The 20,510-nt window shown below is 60.8% G+C and carries 21 protein-coding genes; 1 reads left to right on the top strand and 20 read right to left on the bottom strand.

What is annotated here, in order from left to right; translation table 11 throughout:
• The first annotated feature begins 62 nt into the window (after positions 1–62).
• Positions 63–368 carry a hypothetical protein gene (locus AB4090_RS07595; RefSeq protein WP_369573271.1) on the top strand — a complete coding sequence of 102 codons (306 nt, stop codon included), beginning with the start codon at positions 63–65 and terminating at the stop codon, positions 366–368.
• Positions 369–371: 3 nt separating this feature from the next.
• Here the strand turns inward: AB4090_RS07595 and AB4090_RS07590 are convergent, their stop codons facing one another.
• The 20 genes from AB4090_RS07590 to mraZ form a co-directional block, all read right to left on the bottom strand.
• On the bottom strand, positions 372–962 hold the full coding sequence (locus AB4090_RS07590; RefSeq protein ID WP_369573270.1) for a TMEM175 family protein: 591 nt from the start codon (positions 960–962) through the stop codon (positions 372–374).
• A 30-nt stretch (positions 963–992) separates the two neighbouring features.
• On the bottom strand, positions 993–1,436 hold the full coding sequence (locus AB4090_RS07585; RefSeq protein ID WP_369573269.1) for a hypothetical protein: 444 nt from the start codon (positions 1,434–1,436) through the stop codon (positions 993–995).
• A 3-nt stretch (positions 1,437–1,439) separates the two neighbouring features.
• Positions 1,440–1,802: a glycine zipper domain-containing protein gene (locus tag AB4090_RS07580; RefSeq protein ID WP_369573268.1), complete on the bottom strand. Its 363-nt coding sequence runs from the start codon at positions 1,800–1,802 to the stop codon at positions 1,440–1,442.
• 133 nt (positions 1,803–1,935) lie between these two features.
• The gene (locus tag AB4090_RS07575) at positions 1,936–2,718 is read right to left on the bottom strand and encodes a ferritin-like domain-containing protein (protein ID WP_369573267.1); all 783 of its coding nucleotides are present in this window, start codon (positions 2,716–2,718) and stop codon (positions 1,936–1,938) included.
• Between the two features lie 238 nt (positions 2,719–2,956).
• Positions 2,957–4,126, bottom strand: coding sequence for a cell division protein FtsZ (ftsZ, locus tag AB4090_RS07570; RefSeq protein ID WP_369573266.1), 1,170 nt, complete (start codon positions 4,124–4,126; stop codon positions 2,957–2,959).
• A 39-nt stretch (positions 4,127–4,165) separates the two neighbouring features.
• On the bottom strand, positions 4,166–5,449 hold the full coding sequence (gene ftsA / locus AB4090_RS07565; RefSeq protein WP_369573265.1) for a cell division protein FtsA: 1,284 nt from the start codon (positions 5,447–5,449) through the stop codon (positions 4,166–4,168).
• Complete coding sequence (locus AB4090_RS07560) at positions 5,446–6,315, bottom strand: cell division protein FtsQ/DivIB (protein WP_369573264.1); 870 nt, start codon at positions 6,313–6,315, stop codon at positions 5,446–5,448. The genes ftsA and AB4090_RS07560 overlap by 4 nt, the downstream gene beginning before the upstream one ends.
• 3 nt (positions 6,316–6,318) lie before the next feature.
• Entirely contained in the window at positions 6,319–7,233 is a 915-nt protein-coding gene (locus AB4090_RS07555; RefSeq protein ID WP_369573263.1) for a D-alanine--D-alanine ligase, read from the bottom strand.
• The gene (gene murB / locus AB4090_RS07550) at positions 7,226–8,104 is read right to left on the bottom strand and encodes a UDP-N-acetylmuramate dehydrogenase (RefSeq protein ID WP_369573262.1); all 879 of its coding nucleotides are present in this window, start codon (positions 8,102–8,104) and stop codon (positions 7,226–7,228) included. Before murB ends, AB4090_RS07555 begins: the two co-directional genes overlap by 8 nt.
• A complete protein-coding gene (gene murC, locus AB4090_RS07545) occupies positions 8,101–9,498 on the bottom strand; it encodes a UDP-N-acetylmuramate--L-alanine ligase (protein ID WP_369573261.1) in 1,398 nt (465 codons plus the stop codon). The genes murB and murC overlap by 4 nt, the downstream gene beginning before the upstream one ends.
• On the bottom strand, positions 9,491–10,564 hold the full coding sequence (gene murG / locus AB4090_RS07540; protein ID WP_369573260.1) for an undecaprenyldiphospho-muramoylpentapeptide beta-N-acetylglucosaminyltransferase: 1,074 nt from the start codon (positions 10,562–10,564) through the stop codon (positions 9,491–9,493). The genes murC and murG overlap by 8 nt, the downstream gene beginning before the upstream one ends.
• Positions 10,557–11,738, bottom strand: a complete 1,182-nt coding sequence (gene ftsW / locus AB4090_RS07535) for a putative lipid II flippase FtsW (RefSeq protein ID WP_369573259.1) — start codon at positions 11,736–11,738, stop codon at positions 10,557–10,559. The genes murG and ftsW overlap by 8 nt, the downstream gene beginning before the upstream one ends.
• Positions 11,731–13,089, bottom strand: a complete 1,359-nt coding sequence (gene murD, locus AB4090_RS07530; RefSeq protein ID WP_369573258.1) for a UDP-N-acetylmuramoyl-L-alanine--D-glutamate ligase — start codon at positions 13,087–13,089, stop codon at positions 11,731–11,733. The genes ftsW and murD overlap by 8 nt, the downstream gene beginning before the upstream one ends.
• Entirely contained in the window at positions 13,086–14,168 is a 1,083-nt protein-coding gene (gene mraY, locus AB4090_RS07525) for a phospho-N-acetylmuramoyl-pentapeptide-transferase (protein WP_369573257.1), read from the bottom strand. Before mraY ends, murD begins: the two co-directional genes overlap by 4 nt.
• Positions 14,169–15,518 carry a UDP-N-acetylmuramoyl-tripeptide--D-alanyl-D-alanine ligase gene (murF, locus tag AB4090_RS07520; protein WP_369573256.1) on the bottom strand — a complete coding sequence of 450 codons (1,350 nt, stop codon included), beginning with the start codon at positions 15,516–15,518 and terminating at the stop codon, positions 14,169–14,171.
• A complete protein-coding gene (locus AB4090_RS07515; RefSeq protein WP_369573255.1) occupies positions 15,515–16,957 on the bottom strand; it encodes a UDP-N-acetylmuramoyl-L-alanyl-D-glutamate--2,6-diaminopimelate ligase in 1,443 nt (480 codons plus the stop codon). Before AB4090_RS07515 ends, murF begins: the two co-directional genes overlap by 4 nt.
• Complete coding sequence (locus tag AB4090_RS07510; protein WP_369573254.1) at positions 16,944–18,686, bottom strand: peptidoglycan D,D-transpeptidase FtsI family protein; 1,743 nt, start codon at positions 18,684–18,686, stop codon at positions 16,944–16,946. Before AB4090_RS07510 ends, AB4090_RS07515 begins: the two co-directional genes overlap by 14 nt.
• Entirely contained in the window at positions 18,683–18,946 is a 264-nt protein-coding gene (gene ftsL, locus AB4090_RS07505; protein ID WP_369573253.1) for a cell division protein FtsL, read from the bottom strand. The genes AB4090_RS07510 and ftsL overlap by 4 nt, the downstream gene beginning before the upstream one ends.
• Positions 18,936–19,889 carry a 16S rRNA (cytosine(1402)-N(4))-methyltransferase RsmH gene (rsmH, locus tag AB4090_RS07500; protein ID WP_369573252.1) on the bottom strand — a complete coding sequence of 318 codons (954 nt, stop codon included), beginning with the start codon at positions 19,887–19,889 and terminating at the stop codon, positions 18,936–18,938. Before rsmH ends, ftsL begins: the two co-directional genes overlap by 11 nt.
• The gene (mraZ, locus tag AB4090_RS07495) at positions 19,886–20,338 is read right to left on the bottom strand and encodes a division/cell wall cluster transcriptional repressor MraZ (protein WP_369573251.1); all 453 of its coding nucleotides are present in this window, start codon (positions 20,336–20,338) and stop codon (positions 19,886–19,888) included. The genes rsmH and mraZ overlap by 4 nt, the downstream gene beginning before the upstream one ends.
• Positions 20,339–20,510 lie beyond the last annotated feature (172 nt).

Below are 20,510 nucleotides of genomic sequence, written 5' to 3'. Positions count from 1 at the left end.
ATTGTGGACTATTCTGAAAAGAGGGATGCAGCGACGGGGTAACGATCCCCAAGGAGACGACGATGGCACTTTGGGATGAAACACAAGTACAGGAAAAGATTCTGGATTATCTGGATGCGCACCAACTTCTGGCGAGTTTTACCAGCATGGGGGGGTTGGCAGTGCGGGATGGTGCGCACTGCCAGTGTCAACTGGTAGAGGCGGGCAAGGACCAGAACCTTGTTAGTTGCTTGGTGGATTTTGAAGAAGAGCTCGGCTTTGGCGCCGCAGATCGCCAGCGCCTGCGCCAACAGGGCGAGTTGCACGTGGTCCTTGGTAGTGACGGCGTGGTGCGTGATGCTTGGCTGTGCCGTGGCGGCAGCTGCTGAGGCTTATTCCAAGCTCGCGTGGCGCAGAGCCTTTTCGATGCGGCGATCGGGTACCAGCCAGAGTAGGGCCACTAGCACATACAATGCTAAGGCTGGCCACGCATAGCCAAGGGCAGCGGCGACGATGCCCAGAAGGTAGAGTAGCGGCGAAAACTTTCCCTTCCAGTCCCGTCCCAGGGCCGCACGCAATGGTGATTGCGGGCCTTGGAGGGCGATGATCCGCGCTTGCAGTAGCCAGTAAGCAAGGGCTGCGGCCAGCAAGACCACGCCATAGAGCAATGCCGGTAGGGCGGCAAAATGGTTTTCACCGAGCCACGCAGTGGTGAAGGGAAAGAGCGATAACCAAAAGAGCAGGTGCAGATTAGCCCAAAGAATGCCGCCATTGACCCGAGGGCTAAGGTGGAACAGGTGGTGATGGTTGTTCCAGTAGATGCCGACGTATACAAAACTCAGGACGTAACTGATAAACACTGGCGCAACTGGTAGCAAGGCACTGAAGGAAGGGTTCTCGGGCGGGCGCAGGTCGAGCACCATGATCGTGATGATGATGGCGATGACCGCATCGCTAAATGCCTCCAAGCGGGTTCTGCCCATGCGTTCTTCTCTGCTGATGGAAATTTGTGACTAGCGGTACAGCGCTGCCTGCCCCTTGCGCTGGCGGGTCTGGCTGGGGCGTGCGCCTTTGGCCGCAGCCTGCTGCACGACTTCATCGGGGTCGTTCAATAGCATTTGCCGTTGCGCCCCGCTGAGCAAAGGATTGCGGGCAATGGCATAGCGCACGTTGGGATCACGATCGGTGCAGAAAGTGGATACCTGCTCAGGCGTGAGGTCGGGCCGCTTGGCAATGCACAGGCGGATTACATAATCGCCATCGTTGGCAAAGTGGGCCACTTCGTCTGTGTGCAGGTCTTGCCGGCGGGCAAAGTAACAGCGGGTTTGCATCCATTGCTCCTGCGCCAAGGCCTGTCGATAAGAGTCTGGAATTTCTGGCGCCAAGGCCCAGCGTAGCCGGGCCTCAAGATCCAAGCTGCGCCAGGAGGGTAGATCTAGTTTTTCGTCTACCGGCATCCGTTATTGCGGGTTACAGGTGTAGCCCGGCGGGCAAGAAGGGGGTGGGGCATTTTGGACACAGTTATACCCGGGCGGACAGTTGCTTGGCTGCTGTTGCTGGTTTTTCGATAGCGCATAGCCAGCCAGGCCACCCAGGCCAGCGCCAATGGCGGCGCCACTTAGCGGGCTTCCACTCTGATTACCAATGACTGCGCCAGCCACAGCGCCTAGTGCCGCGCCAGCAGCGGTATCTGTGGTGGTGGGACTGCCACCGAGAGGGCTGCTACTACCGTATCCATTATATCCATACGGGTTACCGTAGGGACTGTTTGCGCAGCCTGCAAGAAGCAGTGTAGCAAAGCCTACTCCCAATAATTTTTTCATCGTTTTTCTCCTCGTTATCCCAGTCAGAAGCTGACTCCCGAACCGATTAGCAGGAACCGTGCCCAATGGGCACCTGTTGTAAATCAACGCGTTTGTCTGTGTTTCAGACTGTTCCTGTCGGGGGGCGGCGACACTAGCCGGCCGAGGCAGCCATCCGTTTGCGATACTGACTCAGGTCCTTGGCACTGCGAATCGGCACGTCGAGTAACGACGACAAATTCCGTAGGATGCCGTTGACCACTTTACCTTCCCAGATGCTGTCGAAATGGATCTGGGTGTCGAGCCAACGCTCCAACCAGCCGGGATCAGGCAGGTGGCTTTGCACGCTATCCTGCGGATACATGTCCTTGTTGACGTGCAAATTAGTAGGATGCAGCGCTTTGGCGGTCTTGGTATTGGCCATGAGCACGCCAATCTTGGCAAAGGCCAGGCGCGCCGAGTCGCCCACACGTTCTACGGCGCGACGCATGTATTTGAGATAGATGCCGGCGTGCCGGGCCTCGTCCTTCGACAGGGTCTCGTAGATGAACTTGATCACCGGCTCTTCATGCCACTCGGATGCCGCCTTATACCAGTGGGTCAAGCGAATCTCGCCGCAAAAGTGCAGCATCAGGGTTTCCATGGCCGGCGCGGGATCAAACTCAAAGCGTACCTGATGCAGCTCTGCTTCCGTGGGCAGATAGTCGGGAGCAAAGCGGCGCAGGTACTCCATGAGTACTAGGGCATGCTTCTGTTCTTCGTAAAACCAGATGGACATGAAAGCCGAAAAATCCGAATCGTCGCGGTTGTCGCGCAGGAACATCTCAGTGGCGGGCAGGGCCGACCACTCGGTAATGGCGTTCATCTTGATGGTTTGCAGGTGCTCTGGGCTAACCTTGCTGGCGTCGAACAGATCCCAGGGGATGTCCTTTTCCATGTTCCAGCGGGCGGCTTCCAGAGCTCTGAACATTTCCGGGTATAACATGGTGCCAACCTCTCTCAAAAATCTTGCCTGTTAAACAGGAGTATTTCTCATTCTACGGCAAAGTGCTGATAAGGAGATACCCCCACCAGCGATCGGGTAGCCGCTACGTAGCATAGCGCGCCCATACCTGTTCAACCAGCAATAAAAAAACCCGCCGGAGGCGGGGTGGGGTGTCAGTGCAAAGGCGTTTTTAATCAGCTTGGCGACGTAGGAATGCCGGAATATCGAGGTCGGCATAATCCGCTACGGGGCGCGGCGCGGCGCGATTGTCGGTGCCGGTCGCGGCGCGCGTGGCCTGCTGGCGCAGGGCCGCCGGACGATCCAGTTGCCGCCAATCGACCGCATTGGCCGGCGTCGTTACTTCAGGGCGCAGACGGTTGTTTTCCACCGCCAGACGCACCGGCTCACGCTGCAGGCCAGTAGCGACAACGGTTACCCGCATCTCACCCTCGAGGTTCTCATCAATGACGGTGCCGACCTTCACGTTGGCATCGTCGGAGGCGTAACTGCGGATCAGCTCGCCCACTTCCTCGAATTCACCCAAGGATAGATCGTTGCCGGCGGTAATGTTGACGAGGATGCCACGTGCGCCGGAGAGGTTGATGTCATCCAGCAACGGGCTGCTGGCAGCACGATTGGCGGCGTCGCGGGCGCGGCTTTCGCCACGGGCGGCGGCAGTGCCCATCATCGCCAGACCCATGCCCGACATTACCGTGCGTACGTCGGCAAAGTCGAGGTTCATCAACCCGGGACGAGTGATCAGCTCGGAAATACCCTGCACGGCGCCCATCAAAACATTATCAGCAGCAAGATAGGCATCGCGCAGACTGATCTGTTTGCCCAGTACCGCCAATAATTTCTCGTTGGGGATGATGACTAAAGAATCAACGTGCTGGGCGAGCTCGTCGATGCCGGTGAGGGCGTACTGCTGGCGCTTTTTACCTTCGAAGTTGAAGGGTTTGGTAACCACGCCCACGGTTAGGATACCCATATCGCGGGCGATCGAGGCGACCACGGGTGCCGCGCCGGTGCCGGTACCACCGCCCATGCCGGTGGTAATGAAAAGCATATCGGTATTTTCGAGGACGCCGCGAATCTCTTCGCGGCACTCTTCCGCCGCCTTCTTTCCGATCTCCGGGTTGGCACCCGCACCCAGTCCACGTGTCAACTCGTTACCCAACTGCAGGGTACGCTGCGCATTGGAGTTGCGCAGGGCCTGGGCATCGGTGTTGGCGCTGATGAATTCTACGCCCTCCAGCCCGGTTGCCGCCATATTGTTGATTGCGTTACCGCCGCCGCCACCGACGCCGATGACTTTGATGACGGCCCCATCCTGTTCCATTTCGTTCAATTCAAACATTGTCAGTTCCTCTCGCTAGATATGTGGGATAGGGGTGGCTCAGCCGAAGCTGGTCTGCACCCAATTGCGCAGTTTGCCAAGGACGCTGCCCATGGCCGCGGCGCGATGGCCGTCATCGCGTACCGTACCGGTAGCGGCGGCGGCAGGTTGCTGCAGCGGCTCGGCCTGGCCCGCGAGGCCGTTGTGCAGGCCATACATCACCAATCCGACCCCGGTGGCATGCCAGGGCGCGCGCACTACCGTCTCCATACCGGCAAGATGCATCGGCTCGCCGGTGCGCACGGGCAGGTGGAGGATCTCCTCGGCCAGTTCGGCCATTCCCTGCAGGCGGCTAGAACCACCGGTGAGCACCACGCCCGCAGCGACCAGATCTTCGAAGCCGGTGCGACGCAGTTCCGCCTGAATCAGCTCGAAAAGCTCGCGCACCCGCGGCTCGATGATGTCATTGAGCACCCGCCGGGAAATGGTCCGTGGCGGACGCGCGCCGACGCTGGGCACCGGGATGTCGTCATCTTGCTCGATCAGGTCACCCAACGCACAGCCATAGAGCTTCTTGATCTGCTCGGCCTCGACTGGGGGTGTGCGCAGACCGAGGGCGATGTCGTTGGTGATTTGGTCGCCGGCAATCGGAATGACTGCCGTGTGACGGACTGCGCCATCACGGAAAATGGCGATGTCGGTAGTGCCGCCACCAATATCGACCAGGCAGACCCCCAGCTCTTTTTCATCGGCCGTCAGCACGGCATCGGCTGAAGCCAATTGCTCAAGGACCAATCCCTGCACTTGCAGGCCACAGCGTTCTACGCACTTGGCAATGTTTTGCGTAGCACTGATCGAGCCGGTGACGATGTGCACCTGCGCCTCAAGCCGCACGCCGGACATGCCGATGGGCTCGCGTACCCCTTCCTGACTGTCGATGGTGAATTCCTGGGGCAAGACATGGACGACACTCTGGTCTTGCGGGATGACGATAGCACGCGCCGCGTCCATCACCCGACCGAGGTCATCATTACTAACTTCTTTGTTTTTGATAGCGACGATACCGTGGCTGTTGTAGCCGCGGATGTGCCCGCCGGCAATGCCGACTACTGCGCCATGGATTTGCACGCCGGCCATGAGCTCGGCTTCCTGCACGGCGCGATTGATGGCCTGGACGGTGGATTCAATGTCGACTACCACGCCCTTTTTCAGACCGCGAGAGGGGTGTTGGCCGACGCCAATGATTTCTGCCTCGCCCGTGGAGCGCGCTTGCGCCACGATGCAGGCGACCTTAGAGGTGCCGATATCCAGACCGACGATGAGTTCTTGATTGCCGCGTTTCATTTCCTTTCACTCCTTGGGGCTGCCGGCCCCTCACTGACACTCGTAGAAGCCGCCTCAGGCAAGGCGACCGCGAAACCGTTGTTGTAGCGCAAATCCATGCTGGCGCCGGGTACCAGGTACTGTTGAATCTCCGGGGCGACAGCAACCCAGCGCTGTACCCCCTTAATGACCTTCTCGCGACCCAGCACCAGGCGCACCCCGTTACTCAGGATGCAACGCCAGCCGCCGCGCTGATTGAGCTCCAGGGCGCGCACCTGTAACTGGAGCGGCGCCAAGGCCTGATTGATCTTTTCCCGCTTTTGCAGCATCTGCAGTCCGGCATCTGCTGGACCGAAGAGGGCGGGGAGTTGCTTCGGCACTTCGTCTGCCGGTACCTGATAGACCTTACCGTCTTTGCCCAGCACCTCACCGGCGCCCCCCAACCAGCGTGCTGCCGGCTGCACTGCTTGCAGATCAACCTCGATGCGGTCGGGCCAAACCCGGCGTACATCGGCATTCGCCACCCATGGCACATTCTGCAGAGCGTGGCGCATGGTACTCAGGTCAACCCAGAAAAAGCCCTGCGCAAGAAACGGCGCAATGGCGCGATTGACCCGGTAGATCGGTATGCTTGGCGCGAGCCCCTCAATATGAACGCTGTCAATGGGTAGCAACGACGGTTGGCGGATGAAATTCCAGCCCTGCCAAGCGCCCAAGCCAATAGCCAGCAGGCCGGCGCCCCAGAGCGTGCCGCGCAGCGCCTTGCCCCAGGGAAACGGATGGGTCGGGGCGCTGGCCGCTACGGGTTTCTCCGCCGACTCCTGCGGTGCGGCTCTGGCCACAGGCTCCCGCCGATATCCCTGTAGATCACGAATTGCGCTCACCATGGCCTATCCTCCCCTCCTCGGATCGAGGATGCGTCTGCATAATTCGGCAAAGTCCCAGCCGACGGCGCGGGCCGCCATGGGCACCAGGCTGTGGCTGGTCATGCCAGGAACACTATTGATTTCGAGCAAGGCCGGCGTACCGGACTCGTCCAAGAGAAAATCCACTCGCCCCCAGCCGCTACCATCGATTTCGGCAAAGGCCTGGGTGGCGAGGGTTTGCAATTTGCCGTCGAGCGCATCGCCAAGGCCGGAGGGCAGCAGATAGCGGGTATCTTCGGCAATATACTTGGCGTGGTAGTCATAGAAACTGCCACTGGCTTGAATGACGATGGGGGGCAGGGCACGACCATGGACGATGGCAACGGTGACTTCCTTACCGGTAATGGCGGCTTCCACCAGCACCTCGCTGTCGTAGGCGAAGGCCGCGCCGAGCGCGCTTTCCAGCTCTTGCGCATTGCCCACGCGACTGACGCCAATGCTGGAACCACCGCGGTTGGGCTTGACGAAGAGCGGCCAGCCCCAGGTAGACAACGTGCCGGGTATCGCATCGTCGCTGCGTAACAGGATGCCGTGAGTAGTGGGCAGTCCGGCGCTCTGCCAGATGCGTTTGCAGCGCCACTTGTCCATCGACAAGGCGCTGGCGAGCACGCCGCTGCCGGTGTAGGAAATCCCCAGATTATCGAGGCTGGCCTGGAGATGCCCGTCTTCGCCAAAGGCACCGTGGCAGACATTGAAGGCGATGTCGATGGCTTGATCGCGCAATTGTTCACCCATGCGCTGCGGCTCCACGTCAATACCACAGACATCGAAGCCAGCACTTTGCAGGGCCTCTAGCACCGCCGCGCCGCTGAGCAGTGAGACCTCCCGTTCACTTGATGGGCCGCCGTAGAGCACGCCAATGCGTTGCATCTCAGTCATCATGATGCTCTCCTAGTACCCGCATTTCCGGTTGCAAAACGACGTTGAACTGCTTGCGCACCGTTTCCTGCACCTCCATGACCAGGGCCTCTATTTCGCGCGAGCGCGCCTGCCCGCGGTTGAGAATGAAATTGGCGTGTTGCGTGCTGACCTCCGCGTCACCAACCCGGCGACCTTTCAGCCCCGCTGCTTCGATAAGCCGCGCCGCGTGATCGCCTGATGGATTACGGAAGACCGAGCCACAACTGGGCCAGGACAAAGGTTGTGTCGCTGCCCGTTGGTTCTGCCAGGCACGCAGTTGCGCGCGTAGCGCCTCTGGCTCCCCAGTGGGCAAGCGCAAACCGGCACGCACAAAACAGGCATCGCCCTGACCACGTACCGAGCGATAGCCCACCTGAAAGGCGCTCGCGGCACGACGCTCGCGTTCGCCATTCGGATGCAGCAGCTCAACCCATTCCAGGAGGGGCCAGGTTTCACCACCATGGGCGCCGGCATTCATCGCTAGACATCCCCCCAGGGTACCGGGGATTCCAGCCAGAAATTCTGCCCCAGCCAGGCCATTCTTGGCCGCAAAATGGGCGAGTTTGACGGCGGACACGCCAGCCTCGGCAATGATTTCGCCATCGGCCGCCAGTTCCATCTGCTCAAGGCCGTGGGCCAGGCAAATCACCGTGCCGCGCAGGCCGCCATCGCGTAGCAGGACATTGCTACCCAAGCCCAGCCAGGTGATCGGGCCACGCGCAAAGTCGCGTAAGAAGCCCGCCAAATCATCAGCGGTAGCGGGGAGGTAAAAGTTCTCTGCCGGCCCACCGACGCGCCAGCTGCTATGCCGGGCGAGGGATTCTCCCAGGCGCAAGCGGCCGCCAATCATCCTTGCCCCTCCATGCCGAAGACCTCATCCCAACGACCGGCAAGCTGACTGATGTTGCCCGCGCCCATACAGAGCAGCACGGCATTGTCGGGAAGATGGGCAAGAAGCTGTTGCGGCTCCTGCAAAATGTCGGGCAGGTGCAGTACGTCGGCGCCGCGCTGCTGTAGCGTGGCAGCCAGGTTGACGCTGTCGGCACCGGCGATGGGCGCCTCCCCGGCGGGATAGACGTCCAGGAGAATGCTGCGGTCGGCTTGCGCCAAGACCTCGACAAAGTCACTGAAGAGGTCGCGGGTACGGGTAAAACGATGCGGCTGAAAGAGCAGGACCAGGGGCCGCTGCGGCCAAATCCGTCGCGCGGCAGCGATGGTGGCCGCCAGCTCTCGGGGATGGTGGCCGTAATCATCGACAATACTGTACCCCTGCCAATCGCCGAGCAGCTCAAAGCGCCGCGCCACACCACGGAATTCGGCCAGGGCTTGGGCAATGGTTTCCTGACTCACCCCGACCTTGCTGGCAATGCCAATGGCGGCGAGGGCGTTGAGGACATTGTGCTCACCGGGGATGTTGAGCTGCAGGTCGAACCAGTGTACTGCCTGGCCATCGGCGCGGCGCCAGATCTCCAGCTCACTACCCATGCCGCGGTAGCGAATGTTGCGTGCCTGCAGGTCGCTGTCGTCCTGCAGACCATAGCCCAACACCGGGGTACGCAGTTCTGGCAACAGGCCGCGCACCATGGGTTCGTCGGTGCACAGCACCGCCAGGCCGTAGAAGGGTAGACGCTGGAGAAATTGCAGGAAGGCAGCGCGCAATTGTGCCATGGTGTTGCCGTAGGTCTCCATGTGATCGGCATCGATGTTGGTGACCACGGCCATAACTGGTGCAAGATAGAGGAAAGAGGCATCGGACTCATCCGCTTCAGCAACGAGATACTCGCCACTGCCGAGGGCGGCGTGCGTGCCAGCACTTTTCAGGCGGCCACCAATGACGAAGGTGGGGTCGAGGCCGCCAGCGCCGAGGATGCTCGCCACCAGACTGGTGGTGGTGGTCTTGCCGTGGGTACCGGCGATAGCGATGCCCTGCTTGAAGCGCATCAGTTCCGCCAGCATCTCCGCCCGGCGGATGACCGGGATGCGCTGCTCGCGTGCGGCGACAATCTCGGGATTGTCGTTGCTGATGGCGGACGATACCACAACGACGTCGGCGCCGCGTACGTTAGCGGCTACATGGCCAGTGAAAATGCTGGCGCCCAGGTCGCTCAAGCGCAAGGTCGCCGGACCTGGGCGTAGATCGGAGCCAGAAACGGCATAGCCAAGATTCAGAAGGACCTCGGCGATGCCGCGCATGCCGGCGCCGCCGATGCCTACCAGATGGATCTGTCGTACCCAGTTACGCATCTGTAAGTCCTCCACAGGCAGCGGCGACTTCCTGCGCCGCATGGACGCGTGCCTGGCGCCGGGCGGCCTCCGCCCAACGCAGGCGCAGCTGCGGATCTTGGAGCAGTGGTAGCAGAATGCTGCGCAGTTGCGCGGCATCAAGCCCCTCTTGGCGCAACATGCGTGCCGCGCCGGCATCTTCCAGAAAACGGGCATTGGCCGCCTGGTGGTCATCGACAGCAAAAGGGAACGGAATCAGCAGACTGCCGAGCCCCGCAGCACTGAGCTCCGCTACCGTCGCTGCACCGGCACGGCAAATGGCGAGATCCGCCCAGCTAAGGGCTCCTGCCACATCGTCGATGAATGCCTCGACCCGGGCCTTGACGCCGGCAGCGGCATAGGCGGTTTGCGTCTTTTCCAAGTGAGCCGTGCCGCACTGGTGCCAGATTTCCGGTCGCTGCTCTGCTGGCAGGCCGGCAAGGGTGGCGGAGCAGATATCGTTCAGTACCTGCGCCCCCTGACTGCCACCCATGATCAAGACCCGCGGCTTACCCTGCCGTTGCGCGAAACGGACCCGAGGCTCTGGCAAGGCGGCAATCTCTGCACGTACCGGATTCCCCACCCAACGGGCCTTGCGCAGCCCGGTATCGGGGAAGCCGGCAAAGACCTGCGCGGCCAGAGGTGCGAGTAGACGATTCGCGAGTCCGGGGATGGCATTCTGCTCATGTAAGCAGAGGCGCCGACCTAGGGTCCAGGCAGCGATTCCGGCGGGCGCCGAGACGTATCCTCCCATGCCCAGCACCGCTTCGGCCTCGCACTGACGCAGAATCTGGCGCGCCTGTAGCACCGCTCGTCCCAAACGCCAAGGGGCGCTGAGCCAGCGTTTCCAGCCCTTGCCGCGCAAGCCTTGCATCTGCAGTTGGTGCAGGGGGTAGCCTGCCGCAGGAACCAGTCGCTGCTCCATGCCTTGCGCGGTACCAATCCAGTCGACCGCGACACCTTGGGCGCGCAGCTCGCGCGCGACGGAGAGAGCAGGGAAGATGTGCCCCCCAGTGCCGCCGGCAGCGATGAGCACGCCCTTAGCCATGCGCCACCTCCGCCTGCGTCTTCGCCTTCGCCTTCGCCTTTTTCGCAAGCGGCGGATAACGGCGGCTTACGGCCAGCACCACACCGAGGGTGGCGCAGAGGAAAACCAGGGCGCTGCCACCGTAGCTGATCAGGGGCAGGGCGAAGCCCTTGGTTGGCAGCGCACCGAGGTTGACGCCCATGGACATCACTGCCTCGCCGCCAAACCAGATCAGGCTGCCGTAGCAGAACAGGGCATAAAAGGCATCGCCAGCGGCTGCCGCACGACGGCCAACGCGATAGATGCGCCAACTGGCAACTGCATAGAGGATGATCAAGGCCCAGACACCAATCATGCCGAGTTCCTCGCCAATTACCGCAAGGATGAAGTCGGTATAAGACTCTGGCAGGTAAAAATATTTCATAATGCCGTTGCCGAGCCCAACGCCAAAGATGCCGCCACGGCCAAACGCGATCAGCGATTGGACTAACTGGAAACCTGTGCCATAAGGGTCTGCCCAGGGATTGGAGAAAGAGGTAATGCGGGCCAGACGATAGGGGGCGGATACGGCGAGGACACCCAGCGCCGAGCCGGCAACGATGCCTGCGAACAATACATATCGCATCGGCAAACCGCCAAGAAACAGTAGGGTGCCGGTAATCGCTACCACCATAAAGAACGAACCAAAGTCAGGTTGTAGCAGCAGTAATAATCCCAGCACAAAGAGCAAAATAAAGATCGGCCACAAGCCTTCCTTGAAATTGCCGAGCAATTCTCCCTTGCGCACCACATAGCGGGCCATAAACAGCAGCAGGGCAAATTTTAGCAATTCTGAAGGTTGCAGACGGACGATCAAAAAGTTGATCCAGCGATGCGAACCATTAACGCCGACGCCAATGACCGGCACAAAAACGACCAGGAGTGCGACGAGGGAAATCCCCATCAAGGGAAAGGTCATCCGCTCCCAGAACTCCAACTCTATGCGGCTGAAGTAGTACATTACCCCCAAACCAAGGAAGGCATAGAGCACCTGTCGCTCGGCGAAAAACAGTGGGTTGCCGGTTTCCTGCTGGGCCACAGGGGCGCTGGCAGAATAGACCATTACCAGCCCAAAACAGATGAGGATGATCAAAATCCACCACAGCACCTTATCGGCGCTGCCTTTTTCCGCCAGCCACCAGCTCGGCTTATGCATATTGAACTCCTGCCAGGGCCTGGACGGCAGCGGCAAATTGCTGGCCGCGATCGTGATAGTCCTGAAACATGTCGAGGCTGGCGCAGGCCGGTGAGAGCAGCACCTGATCGCCGTGCTGGGCAAGAGCAGCGGCCTGGCGCACGCACTCCTGCATGCCCGCCTGTCCGGTACGTCGGATGGGCAGAACCTTATTCAGGGTAATGGCGAGTTCGTCTTCCGCCCTACCCAATAATACGGCGCCGCGTTGCCCGACACAGGCTGGAGCCAGGGGTTGTAGATCGGCACCCTTGGCGTCTCCCCCCAGGATCAGGACCAAGGGACCGGAGAGCGCCTCAATGGCGCGCAGGCTGGCACCCAGATTGGTACCCTTGGAGTCATCGTAATAATCCACCCCATCCACGGTTGCGATCCATTGCAAGCGATGTGGCAATCCCGTGAAGCTGCGCAGCACCTCTTGGATGGCTATACGGGGAATCCCCGCCGCCTGCGCCAGAAGCGTCGCAACGAGGGCATTCTCCTGATTGTGGCGTCCAGCGATGCGCAGCTCCTCGCAGGACAGGAATGTTTCACCGTCCACAACGAGTTGTTCAGCAACAACATCGCCAGCAGCACCTGGGCCAAAGCGTCGCACCCGTAATTCCGGAGACAGGGTAGAAGGCAGACCTTGCAGTTCCGCGTCGTGGCTTGGCAAGACCAGCGTATCCCCGGCGCCCATATGCTGGGCGATGCGCCACTTGGCGGCCACATAACTGGCAAAGTCGCCATGCCAATCCAAATGATCCGGGCTGATGTTGAGGATGGCTGCTGCGCGTGGGCGTAGACTTTCGCAATATTCCAACTGGAAGCTGGATAGTTCCAGCACATAAAGATCTGCTTCTGGCTGGCCATCTTGCGGTAGCAGCTCAAGGGCAGGGGTGCCGAGATTGCCGCCTACTGCCACTCGTAGGCCTGCCGCCTGCGCCATCTCGCCAAGCAGGGTAGTGACGGTGCTCTTGCCATTGCTGCCGGTGATGGCAAGGACCGGCGCCTGGGCGGTCTGGGCAAAGAGCTCAATGTCGCCCCAGAGCGGAATCCCCGCCTGCCGCGCTACTGCCAGGGCCGGGAGCAAGGGCGATAAACCTGGGCTACAGAGGACACGCTCATAAGGCAAAAAGACGTCTTCCGACCAGGGACCAAAATGCACGTCGAGCCCAGGGTAGCGCGCCTGCCAATCCTGCGCGTCCAAGTGTGCGCGGGTATCCCACAGGCTGCATTCCGCCCCCTGTGCCTGGGCAAAGTGCAGCAGGGATTCCCCCGTCTTGCCTGCCCCGGCTATGGCCACTTTGCGTCCTCGCCAGTCTACGTTTTTCATCGTATTTTCAGACTCGACAGGCCAATCAGCACCAGAATCACGGTGATGATCCAGAAACGAACGGCCACGCGCGGCTCGGGCCAACCCTTTTTCTCGTAGTGATGGTGCAGGGGCGCCATGCGGAAGACGCGTTTACCAGTCATGCGGAAGGAAGCAACCTGGATCATCACCGATAGTGTCTCGACCACGAAGACGCCACCCATAATCACCAAGACCAACTCCTGCCGGGCGACAATGGCGACGATGGCCAGTGCTGCGCCCAAGGCCAGTGCCCCGGTATCGCCCATGAAGACTTCGGCAGGGTAGGTGTTGAACCACAGAAAACCTAGTCCAGCACCGACCAAGGCGCCGCAGAAAACGATCAACTGCCCGGCGCCGGGAACAAAGGGTATCTCCAAGTAGTGTGCAAAAACCGCATTACCCGCGACGTAACTGAAGATGCCCAGGGCGCCGGCGACCATCACTGTCGGGACGATCGCGAGGCCATCCAGACCATCGGTGAGATTGACGGCGTTGGAGGTACCGACGATGACGAAATAACTAAAAATAATAAAACCAAGTCCGAGTGGGATCATGATGTGCGGGACGAAGGGCACAATCAGACTGTGTGGCGTAGTGCCCTGAGCCCAAAAATACAGACCGATGGCAGCGGCGACCGCGAAGAGCGACTGCAGCCCATATTTACCCCGTGCCGAGAGTCCCTTGGTATTCTTGCGGCGCAGTTTGCGCCAATCATCGATGAAGCCCACGGCACCAAACGCCAGTGTCGTCAGCATGGCAATCCACACCATCGGATTGCCAAGATCGGACCAGAGCAAAGTGGTGAGCAAGACCACCAACAGAATCAATGCGCCACCCATGGTTGGCGTGCCCTGTTTGCTAAGGTGGGTTTCCGGTCCATCCGAGCGCACTATCTGGCCGATTTTATAGCGGCGCAGGCGCGCGATGACGATAGGGCCAAGGCCCAACGACAATACGAGGGCGGTGAGGATGCTCAAGACTCCACGCAGGGTCAGATACGAGAAGACATGAAAGCCATGATAGATGCCTTGGAGCTGCAGCAGGAGGTAATAGAGCATCTAGCCAGCCTCCTGCCGCAGAGCGCTAACCACCCGTTCCATACGCGCGGCGCGGGAGCCTTTCACCAGCACGGTAACGTTTGCGGCTAGGACGGGTTGCAGCGCGGTGACGAGTGCATCGACATCGGCGAAGTGGGTGGCACCGGTGCCAAAGCTCTCGACCGCTGCCGCAGTCAGAGAACCGGTAGCAAAGAGGCCATTGATCCCCAGATCGCGCAAGCGCTTGCCGGCCTGGGCATGATAGGCGCGCGCTTCCGGCCCGAGTTCGCCCATATCGCCAAGCACGAGAAAACGCTGCCCTGGCTGCTGCGCGAGGACCTGCATAGCGGCCTCCAGGCTCGCCGGGTTGGCATTGTAGCTATCGTCCAGGAGGCGGCTGCCGCGCAGCCCAGGTAGCCACTGCAGGCGCCCGGAAACACTTCGTAGCTGGGCAATGCTGCGCATGATAGCGGGGATGGGAGTGTCGATGGCGAGGGCAGCGGTGACGGCCGCAAGTACATTGGCGCCGTTGTGGCGGCCGAGCAGGGGGATCTGCAGGTCAAAGCTTCCCTGTGGCGCACGTACTTCCATCTCCCCGCCTTGCGCGTTGCCGCGCCAACTGCCGTGCACCCGCGCCGGCCGATCCTCCAGGCTGAAGCGCCAGACTTCGCCGGGCGCCCGCTCTGCCCAATACTCGCAGAACGTATCATCGCCATTGAGCACAGCGATGCCTTGCGTACCGAGACCTTCCAGGATTTCTCCCTTGGCGGCGGCAATGGCCTCCACCGTACCCAGATTTTCCAGGTGTGCGGTTCCGGCATTGTTGATGATGACCAGATCGGGCGCGGCCATGCGGCTGAGCACGCGAATCTCGCCAGCATGGTTCATCCCCATTTCTACTACCGCATAGCGATCTTTTTGGCTGAGGCGGGCAAGTGTCAGGGGAACCCCGATGTGGTTGTTGAGGTTGCCGCGAGTGGCGATGCCGGGCCCAGTCTCCTGCAGGATCGTGGCCAAGATCTCCTTGACCGTGGTCTTGCCGCAGGAGCCGGTTACGCCGATCACTTTGGCCGTGCAGCTTTGCCGCCAGGCGCTAGCGAGATCTTGCAGGGCTTGCAGGGTATCCGCGACCAGGACCCCAGGACCGGGTAGCGCGCGGTTGACGAGGGCCGCTGCGGCGCCGTTACCACGCGCCTGCTCGACGAAGTCGTTGGCGTCGAAGTGCGGTCCGGAGAGGGCGACGAAGAGGACGTCAGACTGCTCTGCACGACTGTCGGTAGCAAGTCCACGAATATGGATGTCGTCGGTGCTGCCCGGCAGAATTTTCCCCCGACAGATCTTGGCAACTTCCCTGAGGCTCAGTTCGATCATTGCCGTAAAGCCTCTTGTGCATGGCAGGCGTCATCAAATGGTCGCTTCTGACCACGGTTATCCTGATAGTTTTCGTGTCCCTTGCCGGCAATCAGTACCCAGTCGCCAATCTCCGCCTCGGCAATGGCCAGTTGAATGGCGCGTGCCCGGTCATGTTCCAACACCGCCCCGCCAGTGGGGATGCCAGCCAGGATATCCGCGCTGATTTGTTCGGGATCCTCAAAGCGTGGGTTGTCGTCGGTAACGATAACCCGATCGGCGAGGCGTGCTGCAATGGCGCCCATTTGCGGGCGCTTGCTGCGATCGCGATCGCCGCCGCAGCCAAAGACTATGGTGATTTTCCCTTTGGCGATGGCCCGCAAATCCTCCAGGACGCGTTCCAGGGCATCGGGGGTGTGGGCGTAGTCGATCATCACCCGCCCTTTTTTGGGCACTGCTGGCAGGCATTGGTAGCGGCCAGCCGGTAAGCTGAGCTGTGCAATCTGCTCGTCGGTGATTTCCCAGCCGAGCGCGCTTGCAGTGGCGAGGGCAGCGAGAAGATTGTAGGTATTGCTGCGCCCCAGCAAGGGGCTGCGCACGCGCCGTTTGCCTTGCGGAGTTTGCAATTCCAGCAGGGTACCGCTGGCGCCCGGATGATACTCCCGCACGGCGATGTCGCCGCTGCCAAAGCCATAGCTCAGTACTTGTACCGGCGCAGCAATTTTGCGCCGCAATTCTGCGCTGAAAGCATCGTCGGCATTGAGCACGGCGTAGCGCAGCTCCGGCACGGTAAACAAACGTGCCTTGGCCGCGCCGTAACTGGTCATGTCGCCATGAAAGTCGAGATGGTCCTGGCTGAGGTTGGTGAACACGGCAACGCGGAAGGGAATGGCTGCTACCCGCCCTAAGGCGAGGGCGTGGGAGGAAACCTCCATGCTCACGGTTTGCGCTTCGGCTTCGCGCGCGGCAACGAGCAAGCGCCAGAGTTCCACTGCCTCGGGCGTAGTATTCGGCAGTGGCTGTAGCGCCGCCACCGGCCCATAGCCCAAGGTGCCAATGATCTGCGCCGACGCCGGCGCCAGTTGTGCGATCAGACGCGTTACGCTGCTTTTACCATTGGTTCCGGTAACACCAATCAGCCGGGGGTTCGCATCGCTGTCCCAACCGTGATAGCGACGCAGAGCCAGGCCCAAGAGTTCGCGGGCGTCTGGACGTGTCCAGATCGGCCCTGTATCACCCTCTGTAAATCCTTCGGAATCTCCCTCAACGATGGCAGCGGCGGCGCCCGCCTGCCAGGCAGCGGGCAGAAAATGTGCAGCCGCTCCATGGCGGGTATCCAGGGCAAAAAAGAGAGCGCCGCTCGGCAGGCGGCGGCTGTCACTGTCAATCCTGTTGATGGGGATTTGTCTGGCAGGCTGCAGCTCTGGCAGGAGGCGATCGAGGGTGTCAGTGGCGTGCATCGCCCGCCCCTTCGGCCCAGCGCTGCTGCTCGGCTATGCTGCGTGGGTGTACTCCTTGTGCCAATCCCACTTGTGGCGGAATACCCGCATCACGCAAGGCCACGCTCATGGCGCTGCGAAAAACGGGGGCCGCCACCACGCCGCCGTAGCGCCAGCCGCGCGTGGGGTCGCGTACCGTTACGGCCATGACAAAACGCGGATTCTGTGCCGGTGCAAAGCCGACGAAGGTGGTATTGACCTGGTGGCGATGAAAACCGCCCTTGCCATTGGCCATGGCCGCCGTTCCCGTTTTGCCAGCTACTGTGTAGCCGGGAATGGCGGCCAGGAAACCGGTCCCCTGCGGCGCGACCACTCCTGCCAACCACTTGCGCAGATTGGCGGCGGTGCGGGCAGACATTAGCCGGTGTTCCTCGCCCCGTTGTCCCTTGAGCAAATGTGGAGCAACGTAAACGCCGTCATTGGCAATGGCCGCATAGGCTGCGGCCAGTTGCAGGGTGTTCACGGAGATACCATAGCCGTAGGCAATGGCGGCGTGGGTGGCCGGACCCCACTCTTGATAGGGCGGGAGGCGTCCCGCGCTCTCCCCCGGCAAACCCAAGCCCACAGACTCGCCAAAGCCCGCCGTCTGCAGCTCCGCGTAAAGATCCTTTGCCGGTGTGCGCAGGGCAATTTTCGCCGCCCCGATGTTGCTGGAATATTTCAGAATTTGCGCGATGTCGAGGGTGCCATGGCGAGCGTCGTCTTGAATACAATAGCTGGCCACACGAAAACAATTGGTGTCGACGTTAAAGCTACTGTTCGGCTGAATGCTGCCGCTATCTAATGCCGCTGCCACGGCAAAGGGTTTCATCACCGAGCCGGGCTCGAAGGTATGAGTAATGGCGCGATCGCTGGCGTCAGCGGGGTGATATTGGTCCCGATCGTTGGGGTTACTGGCGGGATAGTTGGCTATGGCCAGAATCGCACCGCTATGGGCATCAAGAAGGACGGCGGAGCCGGAACGTGCGGCAAAGCGCTGCACGGCAGCGGCTAAGGCTGTGTAGCTGGCATACTGTAGACGGCGATCAATGCTCAGCGTGAGGCTCTTCCCCGCTTCGCTGGCACTCTCCGGCGCGCTGGAAAGTAGATGCCCATGATTGTCACGTAAGATCTCGCGCTTGCCGGCGTGACTGCGCAGGACATGATCATAGGCCATCTCCAAGCCCTCGCTACCAGCCCCGTCGAGGTTGGTGAAGCCCAACAACGGCCCAGTGACCTCACCTGCAGGATAGAAGCGGCGATACTCGTGCAGTTCGTGCACGCCAGGTATTCCCAACGCTAGCGCTCGCGCCGCAAGCTGCGGATCGATCTGCCGCGCTAGGTAGGCGAAGGCAGTGCCGCCGTGTTGCAAATGCGCTTGCATCCCTGCGGTGGAAATCCCGAGGATTTTTGCCAATTCCGGCCAGCGTGCTTGCTGCTGCCCAAAAACCTTAGGGTCTATCCAGACCGTGCTGCTGGGTACCGACAAGGCCAAAGGTTGACCATTGCGGTCGAAAATCTCCCCTCGAGCCGTGGCCGGTAACGGAAGTTGCCGCTGATAGCGTTGTTGCCCTTGGGCGCGAAGAAACCCGCTTTGCTCCACCTGCGTCTGCCAAGACTGGTACAGGATGGCGCAAAATCCGGCGCCCAGCACCCCCAGTACGAGACGCGGGCGCCAGCGTGGCAGGGGAGAGTAAGCGATCGCAGTCACTGCGCTTTCACCATAACGATCTGACTATTTTTGGGCGCTTCTAGCCCGAGCTTTTGGTGCGCGATGTCGCCAACGCGGGTGTCGGAAGCCAGCGTTGCTTGTTCCAGTTGTAGCTGTCCCCAGCGATTGTTGAGACTGAAGATATGATTTTGCAGCGCCTGCAGATGGATGAATTGCGCCCGGCTGTTTTCCCGCGCGGCGACGATGCCGAACAGGGTCAGGGTGATGAGAGCGACGAGGATAATGGTGCTACGACGCATGGCGATACTCCGGATTCTTGCTGGCGGCGCGCAGCACGGCCGAGCGGGCGCGAGGATTGTTGACGATCTCTTCTTCCTGCGCGCGAATGGCGGGGCTGATCTCAATCCAGGGCTGCGCGGGTAGCTCTGTGGCACGCAGCGGTACGCGCGGATCGGGACGTTCTTCCGCAGCGCGGAAAAAGCGTTTTACCAAACGATCTTCGAGGGAGTGAAAACTGATGATTGCGAGCCTGCCGCCGGGACGCAGCGCGGCCAAGGCTTGCGGCAAAAAACGCTGGAGTTGGCCGAGCTCGTCATTGATCTGGATGCGGATTGCCTGAAAACTGCGGGTGGCCGGGTGGATACCCTTGCCGGGCGGGAGCAAATCGGCAATCAGCTCGGCTAGTTCGCGGGTACGCAGCAGCGGTGCGGTTTGGCGTCTGGCGATAATCGCCCGGGCGATACGTGTCGCTGCCCGCTCTTCACCGTATTCGTGCAGGACGCGCCGCAGTTCCGGGAATTCTGCCTGCGCCAACCAATCTGCGGCAGATTGGCCCTGCTCGGGGTCCATGCGCATATCCAGGGGGCCGTCGCGCAAAAAGCTGAAGCCGCGTTTGGCTTCGTCCAATTGTGGGGATGATACTCCCAGATCGGCGAGGATAGCATCGACTCGCCCCAGCCAGCCGCGCGTTTCCAACACCTGCGCCAGGGCATCGAAGGGCGCTTGTACCAGATCCACCCGTGGATCGTTCGCGAAGCGTTCGCCCAGGGACTGAATGGCTGCAGGATCACGATCAAAAATGCAAAGGCGGTCGTCAATCGCGAGTTGTGCCAGGAGCAGGGCGCTATGGCCCCCGCGCCCGCCAGTGGCATCAACCAAGCGCCGCGGACTGCGACTTTGCCACGCGGGTTGCAGCGCCGCGAGGGTCTCGTTGGGCAAAACCGGCTGGTGGTGGGCGTTCATAGCTGCAGATCTCCCAGGCTGGCGAGAAGATCCCCTTCGCTCAGTAGGCTTTCTTGCTGATCCCAGAGTGCCGCATCCCAAATCTCAAATTTGCCGATTTGCCCCACCAGCACCACGTCCCGTTCAATGCGCGCGTATTGCCGCAAATTGGCGGACAAAAGTACACGGGACTGGTTGTCGAGGCGCAGTTCCTCAGAGTGACCAATGAACAGACGCTGGAAGCGGCGGCTACTGGTTTGGCTAGTGGGTAGATTGGCTACTTGTTGCTCTACCTCCTCCCAGCGTGGCAGGGGATAGGCCCAGAGGCAGCGCTCGTTTTCTTCACTGGTGGGGTTGATGGTGAGCACGATCTGGCCGTCGCAAAGGGCGTTGAGCTGGTCGCGAAAGCGCGCCGGCACGCTCAGGCGTCCCTTGCTGTCCAGATTATGACGATGCGTGCCGCGAAACATGTCTGGGTGGCTCTCCTTTTTTTACCACTTTGCCCCACTTCTTCCCACATTGCCAAGATTAGGGGGCGGTACCTTTCCTGTCAAGGTAAAAACCCGTAATAATTCGGTATCTTAGCGTAAGTGCAAGTGGGTTTCGTGAGGATTCTTAGAAAAAGGCGCCAACCAGTTAAAT

The organism is Acidithiobacillus sp. IBUN Pt1247-S3 (assembly GCF_041146875.1).
GTDB lineage: Bacteria > Pseudomonadota > Gammaproteobacteria > Acidithiobacillales > Acidithiobacillaceae > Igneacidithiobacillus.
Note: the sequence above shows the minus strand (reverse complement) of the source record. Positions and strands in the feature narration are given on the sequence as shown.